The 12920-nt window shown below is 69.6% G+C and carries 13 protein-coding genes; 8 read left to right on the top strand and 5 right to left on the bottom strand.

The window, feature by feature from the left end:
* Window positions 1-10: 10 nt before the first annotated feature.
* The gene (locus tag QLQ15_RS03460) at window positions 11-781 is read right to left on the bottom strand and encodes an OmpA family protein (RefSeq protein ID WP_283211455.1); all 771 of its coding nucleotides are present in this window, start codon (window positions 779-781) and stop codon (window positions 11-13) included.
* A gap of 133 nt (window positions 782-914) precedes the next feature.
* On the opposite strand from QLQ15_RS03460, the gene QLQ15_RS03455 reads away from it, so the two are divergent.
* The 4 genes from QLQ15_RS03455 to QLQ15_RS03440 all read left to right on the top strand — a co-directional run bounded on the left by QLQ15_RS03455 (window position 915) and on the right by QLQ15_RS03440 (window position 4660).
* Window positions 915-1991, top strand: a complete 1077-nt coding sequence (locus tag QLQ15_RS03455; protein WP_283211454.1) for a two-component system sensor histidine kinase NtrB — start codon at window positions 915-917, stop codon at window positions 1989-1991.
* A 34-nt stretch (window positions 1992-2025) separates the two neighbouring features.
* Window positions 2026-3444 (top strand): nitrogen regulation protein NR(I), encoded by a 1419-nt coding sequence (gene ntrC, locus QLQ15_RS03450; protein ID WP_283211453.1) that lies wholly within the window; start codon window positions 2026-2028, stop codon window positions 3442-3444.
* An 88-nt stretch (window positions 3445-3532) separates the two neighbouring features.
* Complete coding sequence (locus tag QLQ15_RS03445; RefSeq protein ID WP_283211452.1) at window positions 3533-4108, top strand: superoxide dismutase family protein; 576 nt, start codon at window positions 3533-3535, stop codon at window positions 4106-4108.
* Window positions 4109-4165: 57 nt separating this feature from the next.
* Entirely contained in the window at window positions 4166-4660 is a 495-nt protein-coding gene (locus QLQ15_RS03440; protein WP_283211451.1) for a GNAT family N-acetyltransferase, read from the top strand.
* A gap of 890 nt (window positions 4661-5550) precedes the next feature.
* Here QLQ15_RS03440 and QLQ15_RS03435 read toward each other — a convergent pair.
* A complete protein-coding gene (locus QLQ15_RS03435) occupies window positions 5551-6462 on the bottom strand; it encodes a hypothetical protein (protein WP_283211450.1) in 912 nt (303 codons plus the stop codon).
* Between the two features lie 124 nt (window positions 6463-6586).
* On the opposite strand from QLQ15_RS03435, the gene QLQ15_RS03430 reads away from it, so the two are divergent.
* Complete coding sequence (locus QLQ15_RS03430) at window positions 6587-7864, top strand: acetyl-CoA C-acetyltransferase (protein ID WP_283211449.1); 1278 nt, start codon at window positions 6587-6589, stop codon at window positions 7862-7864.
* A 186-nt stretch (window positions 7865-8050) separates the two neighbouring features.
* Window positions 8051-8596, top strand: a complete 546-nt coding sequence (locus QLQ15_RS03425; RefSeq protein WP_283211448.1) for a hypothetical protein — start codon at window positions 8051-8053, stop codon at window positions 8594-8596.
* Window positions 8597-8761: 165 nt separating this feature from the next.
* On the opposite strand, the gene QLQ15_RS03420 is transcribed toward QLQ15_RS03425, so the two are convergent.
* From QLQ15_RS03420 to QLQ15_RS03410, 3 genes are all read right to left on the bottom strand, one after another.
* Window positions 8762-10012 carry a heme biosynthesis protein HemY gene (locus QLQ15_RS03420; RefSeq protein ID WP_283211447.1) on the bottom strand — a complete coding sequence of 417 codons (1251 nt, stop codon included), beginning with the start codon at window positions 10010-10012 and terminating at the stop codon, window positions 8762-8764.
* Window positions 10013-10044: 32 nt separating this feature from the next.
* Window positions 10045-11019 carry a uroporphyrinogen-III C-methyltransferase gene (locus tag QLQ15_RS03415; RefSeq protein ID WP_283211446.1) on the bottom strand — a complete coding sequence of 325 codons (975 nt, stop codon included), beginning with the start codon at window positions 11017-11019 and terminating at the stop codon, window positions 10045-10047.
* Window positions 11020-11082: 63 nt separating this feature from the next.
* On the bottom strand, window positions 11083-11829 hold the full coding sequence (locus QLQ15_RS03410; protein ID WP_283211445.1) for a uroporphyrinogen-III synthase: 747 nt from the start codon (window positions 11827-11829) through the stop codon (window positions 11083-11085).
* Window positions 11830-11899: 70 nt separating this feature from the next.
* On the opposite strand from QLQ15_RS03410, the gene QLQ15_RS03405 reads away from it, so the two are divergent.
* A complete protein-coding gene (locus QLQ15_RS03405; RefSeq protein ID WP_283211444.1) occupies window positions 11900-12394 on the top strand; it encodes a YiiD C-terminal domain-containing protein in 495 nt (164 codons plus the stop codon).
* A 30-nt stretch (window positions 12395-12424) separates the two neighbouring features.
* Window positions 12425-12853 carry a hypothetical protein gene (locus QLQ15_RS03400; protein WP_283211443.1) on the top strand — a complete coding sequence of 143 codons (429 nt, stop codon included), beginning with the start codon at window positions 12425-12427 and terminating at the stop codon, window positions 12851-12853.
* Window positions 12854-12920 lie beyond the last annotated feature (67 nt).

Genomic DNA, 12920 nt, shown 5'->3' with positions numbered 1-12920 from the left:
AGCCGACCGCTTATTTGCCGGCCTGCACGCCTTTGTCGACGATCAGCTTCACCACCACCTTGCGCGCGCCGGCGTTGCTTCCGGCACCGGCATCGGGCGCGATGCCCATGCCATCGCCCGCGCGCACGCGGCCCGGCGCCAGGCCGGCCTTCTGCTGCAGGTAGTTGGCCACCGCGTTGGCACGCTGGGTGCTCAGGCGCTGGTTGGCGGCGGCGTTGCCGGTGGAGTCGGTGAAGCCCTGAAGCACGACCTGGTAGTCCTGGGTTGCCTTCGCCTTCGCCGCGAATGCCGTCAGATCCGACTTCGCCGTCTCCGACAGCTTGGTGCTGCCCGAGTCGAACAGCACTTCGGCCGTGGCCAGCGCTTCGTACTTGCCGAAATCGTTCATGCGCGCAGTGGTCGGCGCCAGTCCGGCTTCGACCTGCTGCGCAGTCTTGAAGTCTTCGGACTTGAAGGTGACCTCGGTGGCGTTGAAGCCGCTGCCGGCAGCGACGGCGTCGACCGTGACCGGCAGGCCGGGCATCATCGCGCCCTGCTCCACCTTCTCGTGCACGACGCCCGTCAGGCCCTTGGTCTTCTTGTAGACCGTGGAAGGCGAGAGCGTGATGGTCTGTTCGACGTTGTTGGCGTCCTTGACCATGATCGTGTTGCCCTGCACCGAAGTGATCAGGCCCTTGATCTTGCTCTTGTCGCCATCGGCGGCGGAGGCGGAACACACGGCCAGCACGGCCGCGAGCGCGACGGTCAGCGTCAGCGGCGTGCGAAGCGTCTGCATCTTCATGGGGGAGGTCCTCGTGGGTATCGACGGGCATGCCGGCCGCGTCCACCGCTTCTTCTACGCCGTTCAGAACGGACCTCAATTGGCCCTTGGCCCCACGTGCGCCGACGCCTGCGGCCTGCACTAAGATGGTGCAATGCCCACCCCCGCACCCGATTCCGGCCGTTCCGACCACGAGCGGCCCGACCTCGACGGCCTGACCACGCCGCTGGCGTGGAGCGACGAGGAGGGGGCGATCGCCGGCTGCAACGCCGCCTTCTCGCGCTGGCTGGGCGTGAGCGCACGGCGCCTGATCGGCTGGCCCCTGGCCGGCCTGGACGGCGGCGACAGCGGGCTGGCCGACGCCATGACCCGGCTCGACGCGGCCGACGCCCCGCTGCGCCTGCGCCGCAGCCGCCTGCGCTATGGCGACGGCGAGGAGTGCTTCGCCGACCTCTGGCTGAGCCGGCGCGACGACGGCGGCTGGTTGCTGGAGGCCCACCCGGTCGACGAATTCCCCGGCGAGGACCCCGCGTTGCTGCTGCCCACCGCGCTGTCGGCCTCGCTCAAGGGGCTGGCGCACGAACTGCGCAATCCACTCGCGGGCCTGAAGGGCGCCGCGCAATTGCTGGCCAGGCGGCTGGAGGCCGAGCCCGCCAACGGTGATTCGCGCGAACTGGTGGCGATGATCGGCAGCGAAGTGGAGCGGCTCACCGGGCTGGTCGACCGCCTGCTCACGCCGGCGCCGCCGCGACCGCACGCGCCGCTCAACATCCATGCCGTGCTCGAACGCGTCCTGCGCCTGGCCGAAAGCGATGCCGGCTGGGCGGTGCGCCTGGTGCGCGATTACGACCCCAGCCTGCCCGAGTTTGCCGGCGACGCCGACCGCCTGATGCAGGCGGTGTGGAACCTGGTGCGCAACGCCATCCAGGCAAGCGCGACGCACGTGACGCTGCGCACGCGCGCCGAACACGCGGTGCGCATCGCCGACGCGGTGCATCCCCTCGCGCTGCGGCTGGAGATCATCGATGACGGGCGCGGCGTGCCGGAGGAACTCACCGACCGGTTGTTCCTGCCGCTGGTCTCCGGCCGCGCCGAAGGCAGCGGCCTGGGCCTGGCGCTGGCGCAGCAGGTCGCGCGCGAACACCGCGGCTCGCTCGCCTACCGTTCGCGACCGGGCCACACCGTGTTCACCCTGCTGTTGCCGTTGCATATCGAGGAAGAAGACACGTGATGGTTACTGCGCGACTTTCCGGGAACAGGTGCGCATGAGCACGTCACGCGTCTGGGTGGTCGACGACGACCGCAGCGTGCGTTTCGTGCTCGCCACAGCGTTGCGTGAAGCGGGCTATCGCGTGGACGGTTTCGAGAACGCGCACGACGCGTTGACGGCCCTGGCCGAACGCGGTGCGCCGGATCTGCTCTTCACCGACGTGCGCATGCCCGGCGATGACGGACTGGTATTGCTGGACAAGCTCAAGGCGCAGGCGCCGAAGCTGCCGGTGATCGTGATGAGCGCCTACACCGACGTCGCCAGCACCGCGGGCGCATTCCGCGGCGGTGCGCACGAGTTCCTGTCCAAGCCCTTCGATCTGGACGAAGCGGTGGCCTTGGCCGAGCGCACGCTGGCAGCCGCCGGCGAAAGCGCCGCGCCGCAACGCGATACCGCCGCGACGCAGGACGACGCGCTCATCGGCGACACGCCGGCGATGCGCACGCTGTTCCGTGCGATCGGCCGCCTGGCGCAGGCGCCATTGTCGGTGCTCATCACCGGCGAGACCGGCACCGGCAAGGAACTGGTCGCGCGCGCGCTGCATCGCGAATCGCCGCGCGCGAAGTCGCCGTTCGTCGCGCTCAACACCGCCGCGATTCCGGCCGAACTGCTGGAAAGCGAACTGTTCGGCCATGAAGCCGGTGCGTTCACGGGGGCACAGCGACGCCACACCGGCCGATTCGAACAGGCGCACGGCGGCACGTTGTTCCTCGACGAGATAGGCGACATGCCGTTGCCGCTGCAGACACGCCTGCTGCGCGTGTTGGCCGAAGGCGAGTTCTTCCGCGTCGGCGGACGCGAGCTGATCCGCGTCGACGTGCGCGTGATCGCGGCCACGCACCAGGACCTGGAAACGCTGGTGGCCGATGGCCGCTTCCGCGCGGACCTGCTGCATCGCCTGGACGTGGTGCGTCTGCGTCTGCCTGCGCTGCGCGAGCGCCGGCCGGACATTCCGCGCCTGGCCGAACGGTTCCTCGCCGCGGCGGCGGAGCGCTTCGATGCGCCGCCCAAGCGCCTTTCGCCTGCGGCGATCGAGCGTCTGGTCGCCTACGACTGGCCGGGCAACGTGCGCCAGCTGGAGAACCTGTGCTGGCGCGTGGCCGCACTCGCACCCGGCGACACCATCACGCACGAGGACCTCGACGAAGCGCTTGCCGCCACGCCCGGCAAGGACAACGTGGTGCTCGAAAGCGAGGATGACTGGGATCGCCGGTTGGCCGCATGGGCGCGCGCGCAGTTGCAGCTGGGGCGCGACGACATCCATGCGCAGGCGCGCGAACGCTTCGAGCACGCGTTGTTCGAAGCGGCGCTGGAACACACCGGCGGTCGCCGCACCGAAGCGGCGGCGCGGCTGGGCCTGGGTCGCAACACGCTCACCCGGAAGCTGGGGCCGGGACGTCGTCCCCGTTCCTGACGTCCACGTTCACCGCTGTACGACCACCGGCCCGCTAGGCTGTGCCCCGGCCGCGCCATGTCACTCGCGTCAACGCAAGGAGAAGTCGATGAATACCGCGCTCACCACCGCCCTGATCGCCGCGACCATCGTGGCCGTATCGGCCTGCAGTTCAACGCCGTCGACCTCGACCGCGCCTTCCGCGTCGTCGACGGCGAGTGTGTCGACTGCGAAGGCGGCCACCGTCAACCTTGCATCGGCCTCGGCCAGCCTGGTGAGCGGCAAGCTGAGCGTGGTGCCGATGGGCAAGGGCGTTCATCTCACCGGTGAAATCGGCGGCCTTGCGCCCAACAGCACGCACGCGATCCACATCCACGAGAAGGGCGACTGCAGCGCCGCCGATGCAAGCAGTGCGGGCGGACACTTCAATCCCGCCGGCGCGCCGCACGGCAAGGTCGGCAGTGGTGCGCATCACGGTGGCGACATGAACAACATCCTTGCCGACGGCGAAGGCGTTGCGAGGGTCGACGTGCATGCCGAAGGCGTCACGCTGGGCGGTGGCGCCGCCAACGACGTGGCCGGCAGGGCGGTGATCGTCCATGCCTCGCAGGACGACTACAAGACGCAGCCCACCGGCAACGCCGGCGGCCGCATCGCCTGCGGCGTCATCACTGTCACGCAGTAAGATCGCCTCGCGCGGCACCGCGGCCGCGCTCGCTCCGAGCGCGCCTGAGGAGGCACGATGTCAACGCTGCGCATCCGTGAAGCCCACGCCCACGATCGCGACCTGCTGACGCAGTGGGCGCGTGCGATGGCGCTGGAGACCGAGCACAAGCAGCTCGACGAGTCGGTCGTGCGCGCCGGCATCGAAGCGGCGATCGCCGATCCCTCGAAAGCGCGCTACTTCGTGGCGATGCGCGAGTCGGCGGTGGCGGGTCGCGAGACCATCGCCGAACCTGCCGGCACGTTGATGCTCACGCGCGAGTGGAGCGACTGGCGCAACGGCGACTGGTGGTGGATCCAGAGTGTGTACGTCGCACCGGCGCACCGCCGGCAGGGTGTGTTCGCTGGCCTGTACCGGCATGTCGAGGCGCTGGCGCGCGGGACGCCGGGTGTCGTCGGGCTGCGGTTGTACGTGGAGCGCGAGAACGCGGATGCGCAGCGCACGTATGAGTCGCTGGGGATGGTCGATGCGGGGTATGCGATCCGCGAGGTGGAGTTCGCGGCGAAGGGTTGAGCGACTTGCAGTTGCAGGTTGCATTTCGCCGCTACGTGCGGTCTTGCCCTCGCCCCAGCTGTTGCCGTCGCCTTTGCCTTTGCAGTTGCCTTTGCTCTTGCGACTTCGGAGCGAGCCGGGCACCGCAGTGGTGCGGGGGCCGAAGAGCCGCCCATGTTTGAGTGCCGCGAAGCGGCGCGAGTTTGGGCGGCGTGCCCCCGCGCCGCGAGGAGCACAGGGAACCGCCGCGTAGCGGCGGATCGCGTAGGGAGCGGATGGTTTTGGTTACTTTTGCCAAAACAAAAGTAACCCGCTCGCTTGCGAGCGGAAGCTGTTGCTCCTGATATCGACGTTGTTGAAGCTCGTCATTCCCGCGAAGGCGGGAATCCAACCTTCAGTCGTCACACTCCTTTCGAAGGCCGTGATACACCGGACACGTGGATAGTGCCGCCATGCAGCGGCCCGGAAGACCCCGCCTTCGCGGGAATGACGGCAACCACGGCAACTGCAACTGCAGAGCAGCGGCAAAGGCAAAAGCTTCCGCCCGAAAACGGGCGGGTTACTTTTGTCTTGGCAAAAGTAACCAAAACCGTTGGCTCCCTACGCGATCCGCCGCTGCGCGGCGGTCCCCTGCGCTCCTCGCCGGAAAAGGGACGTCGCCCAAACTCGCGCCGCTACGCGGCACTCAAACAGTGGGCGACTCTGCGCCCTTTTCCGGCTCCGGTGCTCGGCTCGCTCCGAAGTCGCAAGGGCAAAGGCAACAGCCGCTGCAACCGCAACAACAGCGGCAACCGCAAGGGCAACCTCAAAGCTGAAATCACACGACGCAGGCCGGCAAGGCCGAAGCCCGCGCCCGGTTACTCGCTAGTGATTCGAAGGGAAGCATGCACATGACGGCGCGCTGCACGCCATCACGCCAGCGCCGCGCGTCCTTCCTCGGTGGTATGCACGAAGTTCACGGGAATGCCGTGCGCACCCAGCACCGCGGCGATCTGCCGCTGGCGGGCCTGGAAATGGCGGTGGGCCTGCTCGAGCTTGCCTCGGCATTCCGGTGTGTCGCAGGGTTCGTCGGTGGCGTAACGCTGCTTCCAGGCGCGCGGTTCGAACAGGGCGATGCGCGCTTCGCCGTCGGCGTAATGCACCAGCGGTTCCGGCGGGGCGTCGAGCCAGTGCTCGCCTTCCGGTTCCAGCAGGGCGGTTTCCAGCAGGGGCCACAGCGGCGACAGGCCGGCGTGGTCGTATTGCATCGCCATCATCGCGGTCAGGTCGTGCACGGTCAGGTAGCGCGCGTGTTCGACCTGCAGGCCGAAGGCGTGCTGTGCGGCCAGTGCGGTGGCCGCGCCGGCCATGCCGCGCTCCAGCAGCTCGCGCTCGAACGCCTCGCCCACGCGCGTGGCGACGGCTTCGGAACCGCTGAGCACGAACGGCACCAGGCGGAACGGACCTCCGAGGTGATCCAGCGAGGGCGACAGCGCGCCCGGCAGCTGAGCTTCGTGCGAACCGAAGGCGATGATGCGGCTGCCTTCCGTGCCCGCACGCGGTGCGCGCGCGGCCAGCTGGTCGAGTTCGCGGTGCAGGGGCCAGCCCGGGCGCAGCAGTTCGACGGGGTCGTAATGCGCCCCTACGGTGATCAGGTCCAGCGAGGTCGCGTCCGGGGCGAAACGCGCCAGGTCCTGCGCGATCAGTTCCGCCAAGGCCCCCACTTCGTTCTGCGCCAGCGCCTGGCGTGAGACGGGCGCGTCGCCCCGCAGCTCGAGGGCGAGCGCCCCGAGCACATGCAGGGAAGCGGGCGGGGCGGGCGGGGTGGACTCGGCTGGCGTCATGGATACGGTGGCGTATTGGTCGCACGCGAAGGCGGCGCTACACTTCGGTCCATTATGCCCGCCCGGTCGTAAAGGCCCGGCGATTCTCCTTTTTCCAGATTTGCGTGTCCTGCGAGGTGTAGTGATGCATCCAGCCCGTCCCGTTGCCGTGCTCGGTGGCGTCCGTATCCCGTTCTGCCGCCAGAACACGGCCTATGCGGACGTTGGCAACCTGGGCATGTCGGTGCGCACCCTGGGGGCGCTGGTCGAGAAGTACGGCCTGCACGGCCAGCAGCTGGGCGAAGTGGCGATGGGGGCGGTGATCAAGCACTCCAGCGACTGGAACCTCGGCCGCGAAGCCACGCTGTCCTCCGGCCTGTCGCCGCTGACGCCGGGCATCACCCTGCAGCGCGCGTGCGGTACCTCGCTGGATTCGATCGTCCACATCGGCAACAAGATCGCCACCGGCCAGATCGACGTCGGCGTGGGCGGCGGTTCGGACACCACCTCCGACGTGCCGATCGTGTACGGCCTGAAGCTGCGCCGCCGCCTGCTCGAGGCCGCGCGCGCCAAGACGCCGCGCGACAAGCTGGCCGCGTTCAAGGGCTTCCATTTCCGCGAGCTGAAGCCGGAATTCCCGGGCGTGGCCGAACCGCGCACGGGCAAGTCCATGGGCGAGCACTGCGAGGACATGGCCAAGCAGTGGAACATCTCCCGCGATTCGCAGGACGAGTGGGCGCTGTCCTCGCACCAGAAGCTGGCCGCCGCCTACGAGCGCGGCTTCTTCGACGATCTGGTGGTCAGCTTCCGCGGCGTCTCGCGCGACAACATCCTGCGCCCGGACAGCACGCTGGAAAAGCTGGCCTCGCTGAAGCCGGCCTTCGACAAGACCTCCGGACGCGGCACGCTCACGGCGGCCAACTCGACCCCGCTCACCGATGGTGCGGCGGCGTGCCTGCTGGCCTCCGATGAGTGGGCGCGCTCGCACGGCATCGAACCGCTGTGCTACCTGCGCGATGCGCACGTGTCGGCGGTCGATTTCGTACACGGCGAAGGCCTGCTGATGGCGCCGACCATCGCCGTGCCGGAGATGCTCAAGCGCAACGGCCTCACCCTGCAGGACTTCGACTTCTACGAGATCCACGAAGCGTTTGCCGCACAGGTGCTGTGCACGCTGCGTGCGTGGGAGAGCGAGGAATACTGCCGCAATCGCCTGGGCCTGGACGCGCCGCTGGGCAGGATAGACGCGGCGAAGATCAATCCGAACGGCTCCTCGCTCGCCGCGGGCCATCCGTTCGCGGCGACCGGTGCACGCATCGTCGCCACCGCCGCGAAGGAGCTGAAGCAGCGCGGTGGCGGCCGCTGCCTGGTGTCGATCTGCACGGCCGGCGGCATGGGCGTGGTCGCGATCCTGGAGCGCTGACCGACCACCCGGGCGAACGCGCCGACGGGCGGTACCCGTAAAACTGCGACAGAGTTTGCAGAAAGAGTGGTCTCGGCCCTAGGATCGGCGCGCGGGCAGACGGTGTGGGGACACCGTCGGCAGTGCCGCCCGCGAACGCTCCCAGCGGGCGCATCGCTGGTTGTTGAACGTTCCTGGGGAAGGGCGATGTCGACGGTGAATCCGATGGGGCCCCGCGCGCGGCTCGACGCCGCGTTGGCGGAAGTCGTGGCCGACTGCTGGCGCGATGGCAATCAACTGGTGGTTCGACCCGGCTGCACGTTGCCGGGGCGTTGCATCAAGTGCAACGAACCGGCGCTGCAGCTCAAGAGCAGAAGTTTCTACTGGCACCACCCGGCGCTGTACGCGCTGGCGTTGCTGCTGCCGCTCTACGCGATCGTCGCGCTGTTCGTGCGCAAGAAGACGCCGGTGACGGTGGGCCTGTGCGGCCGCCACCGCTCGCAGCGGCGGCTCAGCCTGGCGGTGGGCATGGTCGGCAGCGTGATCGGCCTGGGCATGCTGTTCGTGGCGGCCGCGGACGAAGTGGTCCCGTTGGCGCTGGCCGGCGGTGCCGTGATCGTGGCGAGCCAGCTCGTTGCCATCCTGGGTGGGCGCGTCCTCGTGGTGACGCGCATCGGCGAGAACTACACGCGCTTCGACGGCTCCAGCCCGGACTTCCTGGCCACCCTGCCGACGTTCTATCGCACCAAGTAGGCGTGCATCCCCTCTCCCCTTGCGGGAGAGGGACAGGCCGCGAAGCGGCCAGGGAGAAGGGTTGAGGTCGCGGAAAACCTGCGGCTTGGCCGCCCCCTCTTCCGCCCCTTCGGGGCAGCTTCTCCCACAAGGGGAGAAGGAAGAGCGGCCTGCATTGTTCAAGGCTCACTCCCGCAGGCGCGGCACACCGTGCTCGTCGCGTTCCTCGGCGACGGCCTGGTCGAAGATGGTCTGGCGAAGATCGCGACCGGGCAGGTCGCTGATCGCTTCGCCGCGCGCGGCGCTCAGGGCATTGGCGTAGCACTGCCGGGCAAGCTTCTCTTCGCCGGTCTGCGCGAAGCCGGCGCCGAGTTCCTCCCACGCCTCGCTGTTCGCGCCCTGTGCCAGCGCGCGGTGCAGCCAGGCTTCCGCCTGCGGCCACTGGCCCTGCGCACGCGACAGCCGCGCGAGCGTCAGCAGCAGCGCGGGACTGGCCGGGTGCGCCTGCAACCAGCGCTCGGCGTGTTCGCGACGTTCCGCCACGCGGCCCACCGGAAGCCTGCCGTAAAGGTTCGCGAGCGATTCGTCCCAGCGCGCATCGAGTGCCTGCTCGATGCTGCGCGTGGCCGCTTCGTCCCAACGCATCGCGCTCGCGCGTTCGGCGTAGGCGGCAACGGACGCCGGATCGTGGCGCAACGCTTTTGGCAGCGCTTCCCAGCGATCGGCCAGCACGTTGGCATCGGCCGCTTCGCGCAGCGAGGCCGCGCCCCAGCGTGCTTCCAGCATCGACAGGCGTTCGTCCGACAAGGCCTGCTGCTGCCGCAGGGCGCCGAGAAGGCCATAGGCCTCGCCGCTGCGACCCAGTGTGGCCAGCGCTTCGCCACGCAGGACCAGCCCGCGCGGCGGCAGCGGCTGTGCGGACGGCGCATCGAGCAGGACGAGGGCATCGGCCGGACGGTCGTGCGACAGCGCCAGTTCGGCCTCGGCGATCGCGCGCGTGGCGGAGTGGTTGGCGTCGATTGCAGCCAGATGCACGCGTGCGGCGGATTCGTCGCCGCGGCCCAGTGCGGCACGCGCGGCACCGACGTGCGCGACCGCGACAGCGTCATGTTCCTCCGCAGCCTGGCCGAGCAGTTTCTCCGCCCGAGTCCACTGGCCCTGGTGAAGTGCGTCGAATCCATCGATCAGGCGTGCGCGCGCCTGGCGTCGGCGATGGCGGCGCACGGCGGTGAAGGGCAGGCTGAGCAGCTTCCACAACAACCACAGCGCCGCCAGCACGATCAGCAACAGCGCCATCGCCTTGGGTACGTTGGTGGTGTAGTCGTTGCCGCCGTAACGCACCAGCACGTAACCCGGATCCTGCACCAGCAGCTGCGCGATCAACGCCCCCGCCAGCGCCAGCACGATCCAGAACAGCACGTTGCGGAAAAGATTCATGGCGACTCCGTGTCCCTGCGTCGCGTCGCGTGTCAGTGCGTGCGCAACTGACGAAGTTGCTGCAGTGTGCTGCCCAGCGTCGGAAGCGCGAGTGAAAGCGGCCGCGCGGCGATCGCCTGCAGGCGTGCGCGCTGCTCGCGCAGCATCGGCGACTCCGGCCACAGGCGCGTCATCCATGCATCGGCGCGCTGCAGCGCGGTGCGGAAGCCGGCTTCATCGCGACGCTCCGCTGCGGCGCGCGCGAGCGAGATCTCCAACTGCAACCCGTTCGCCGCCGCGATGCGGTCGGCCGGCTGCACGGCGATGGCGCGATCGCTGGGGCGCACGTCGATGAGGCTGGCGAACGCCCGTCGCCACCATGGCGCGTCCGGCGTCGTCGCAGCGGTGGGCTCCACGGGCGTTATGCGGATGCTCTGCGCGAGCGCGTCCAGTTCGGCCATCGCCTTCACGCGCGGCTCGGTGCCCAGCGCGTCCAGGCCGGCGCGTTCCTGTTGCAGGGTCTGGCGCAGGCTGAGGTAAGCGGGGTCGTCGATGCCGTCCAGCACGTGACCGGCGAGTGCGTAGGCGCGACGCGCACCCTCCAGGTCGCCGGCAATCACCAGCCGCTGCTGGCCAAGGCTGAGCAGCAGTTCGGTCTCGTCCAGGCGCAGCGCCTGCGCGCCGTGCAGGTCCGGGTCCGCGAGGCGGGAGACCGTGTCTTCGATCAGTGCCGAACGCTGGCCCAGGCCAAGCAGTTCGTCGCGCAGCACACGGTTGGTGGCGTCGGCCTGTTGCAGTCGTTGCAGCTGCGCGCGCTGGTCGCGGCGGATGGCGTCGATGCGATTGTCGACGGCGTCCAGGCGCTGGCCCGCATCGGCGGCGGCTTCGCGCTCGCGTTCGGCCCGCGCCTGCCATTGCATCCAGCCATAGACGCCGGCACCACCAAGGGCGACGACCAGCAACAACCAGGCCCAGGCGTACGAACGTCGGGCAGGGGCCGGGACGGGGGCGGGATCGGGTGTGGACACGGCAGCGCGCGGGGAGGGGACCGCGCCATGCTACCGGACGCCACGCGCGTCAGGCCCGGTGGTTCATTCGCAGGCGGCGGCGATCAGGTCGGCCGGCCGCGCGCTGCGGGCCAACGCGACGCGCGAGAACCCGTTCTCGCGCGCCAAGGTCGCCAGCCGTTCGCTGGCCGCGACCACGCGGGCGCGACGCAAACCTGCCAGCGCCGGCGCGGGCAGCGTCGCGAGGATCTGCTGCAACGCCTCGCCGCTGGACAATGCGAGCACGGCCGGTTGTCGCAATGCGGCCATGCGGGCGACCGCCTGCGGCGATGGCGGAACGGGCTGACGCTCGTAGACATCCGCGCGCAGCACGCGCGCACCACGCGACTGCAGCTCGGGCACCAGCATCCCGCGACCGCCCGGTGCGGTGACGAACCCGATCGAACGATCGTGCACGTCGTGCAGGCCGGGCAGCGACAGCAGGCCTTCGCTGTCCATGCGTGCGGGCGCCTGGACGTCAGCGATGCCCGCGCGCCGCAGCGCCGCGGCCGTGCCTGCGCCGACGGCGAACCAGCCTTGTCCCCTGCGCGCGCGCAACGGTTGCAGCGAACGCGCGGCACGCACCGCGACCGGACTGGTGAAGATCACCCGCGACGCAGACAGCGCTTCGCGCAATGCCGCGCGCGTGGCGTCATCCTGACGCAGCACCAGTTTCGATGGCGAAAGTGCGATCACGCTCGCACCCGCGCGCGCGGCGGCACGGCGCATCGGCGCGTGCTCGCCACGGGGGCGCAGCGAGATCACGTACCATTCGGGCGTGCGTGCGGGCATCGCATCAGCATAGCCGCGCGCGCGTCGGTGCGAGAACGCCGGCACTTTCCTTTCCCCCACGACGTTGCGCATGGACCATCATCACGAGCAAGACGCCGCGCTGCAGCGGCTGCACCATCACTATCAATCGATGCCGCCGGTCGCCGCGATGGACGTGAGCATCGCCGGTTACGACGGACGCCGCCTGCGTCTGCACGCGCCGCTGTCCACGCACGTCAACGACAAGGGCTGCGCGTTCGGCGGCAGCCTGGCCTCGATGATGACGCTGGCCTCGTGGGGGCTGGTGTCGCTGCATGTGGAAGCGGCGGGCCTTGAGGCGGACGTGTTCGTCGCCGACAGCCAGATCCGCTACCTGGCGCCGCTGTTCGCCGACCTGGACGTGGAGGCCGAACTCGCCCCCGACGCTGCCTGGCCCGGTTTCATCGCCACCCTGCGCGAACGCGGGCGCGCCCGCACCTCGCTGGTGGCGCGCGCGCGCCTGCCCGACGGCGGAATCGCGACCGAGTTCACCGCCCGCTACGTGGCCATCGCCCGGTCAGGGACGCCGGGGAAGCCGACCGGCTAGGATGTGGCGCAATTCCCAGGGGAAATCCCGATGCGCCTGACCAAGCCCATGCTCCTGGCCGTGCTGGCCCTGCTGCTCGCCTTTGCCGGCGATGCGCTGGCGCGGCGCGGCAAGATGGACCTGCTGCAGGCCAACCAGTACGCCTGGTCCGGGGCGATCCGCTGGGGCGACTTCGAAGGCGCCATGGGCATGATCGAACCGGGCTACCGCGAAGCGCATCCGGTCAGCGACCTGGAGCTCAAGCGCTACGAGCAGGTGCAGATCACCGCCTACCGCGAGCGCAGCAGCTCGGCCGACAAGAAAGGCGGCGTGGCCCTGCGCGACATCGAGATCGGCGTGGTCAACCGCCACACCCAGGCCGAACGGACCGTCCGCTACCGCGAGGAATGGCGCTGGGACGAGGCGACCAAGAACTGGTGGCTGATCACCGGCCTGCCGGACCTCTGGGAAGGCGAGTGAGCCCCGGGCGGGTTTTGCGCCGCCGCGGGTGCTGGGCGACAATCCCGGCCCTCGTTTCAGTCTGCGT

It is taken from the genome of Lysobacter stagni (assembly GCF_030053425.1).
Taxonomy (GTDB): domain Bacteria; phylum Pseudomonadota; class Gammaproteobacteria; order Xanthomonadales; family Xanthomonadaceae; genus Lysobacter_J; species Lysobacter_J stagni.
Note: the sequence above shows the minus strand (reverse complement) of the source record. Positions and strands in the feature narration are given on the sequence as shown.

Excerpts from the sequence above, each read along its gene's own strand:
- QLQ15_RS03460 (WP_283211455.1), bottom strand. The coding sequence starts at position 781 with ATGAAGATGCAGACGCTTCGCACGCCGCTGACGCTGACCGTCGCGCTC.
- QLQ15_RS03455 (WP_283211454.1), top strand. The coding sequence starts at position 915 with ATGCCCACCCCCGCACCCGATTCCGGCCGTTCCGACCACGAGCGGCCC.
- ntrC (WP_283211453.1), top strand. The coding sequence starts at position 2,026 with ATGAGCACGTCACGCGTCTGGGTGGTCGACGACGACCGCAGCGTGCGT.
- QLQ15_RS03445 (WP_283211452.1), top strand. The coding sequence starts at position 3,533 with ATGAATACCGCGCTCACCACCGCCCTGATCGCCGCGACCATCGTGGCC.
- QLQ15_RS03440 (WP_283211451.1), top strand. The coding sequence starts at position 4,166 with ATGTCAACGCTGCGCATCCGTGAAGCCCACGCCCACGATCGCGACCTG.
- QLQ15_RS03435 (WP_283211450.1), bottom strand. The coding sequence starts at position 6,462 with ATGACGCCAGCCGAGTCCACCCCGCCCGCCCCGCCCGCTTCCCTGCAT.
- QLQ15_RS03430 (WP_283211449.1), top strand. The coding sequence starts at position 6,587 with ATGCATCCAGCCCGTCCCGTTGCCGTGCTCGGTGGCGTCCGTATCCCG.
- QLQ15_RS03425 (WP_283211448.1), top strand. The coding sequence starts at position 8,051 with ATGTCGACGGTGAATCCGATGGGGCCCCGCGCGCGGCTCGACGCCGCG.
- QLQ15_RS03420 (WP_283211447.1), bottom strand. The coding sequence starts at position 10,012 with ATGAATCTTTTCCGCAACGTGCTGTTCTGGATCGTGCTGGCGCTGGCG.
- QLQ15_RS03410 (WP_283211445.1), bottom strand. The coding sequence starts at position 11,829 with ATGCCCGCACGCACGCCCGAATGGTACGTGATCTCGCTGCGCCCCCGT.
- QLQ15_RS03405 (WP_283211444.1), top strand. The coding sequence starts at position 11,900 with ATGGACCATCATCACGAGCAAGACGCCGCGCTGCAGCGGCTGCACCAT.
- QLQ15_RS03400 (WP_283211443.1), top strand. The coding sequence starts at position 12,425 with ATGCGCCTGACCAAGCCCATGCTCCTGGCCGTGCTGGCCCTGCTGCTC.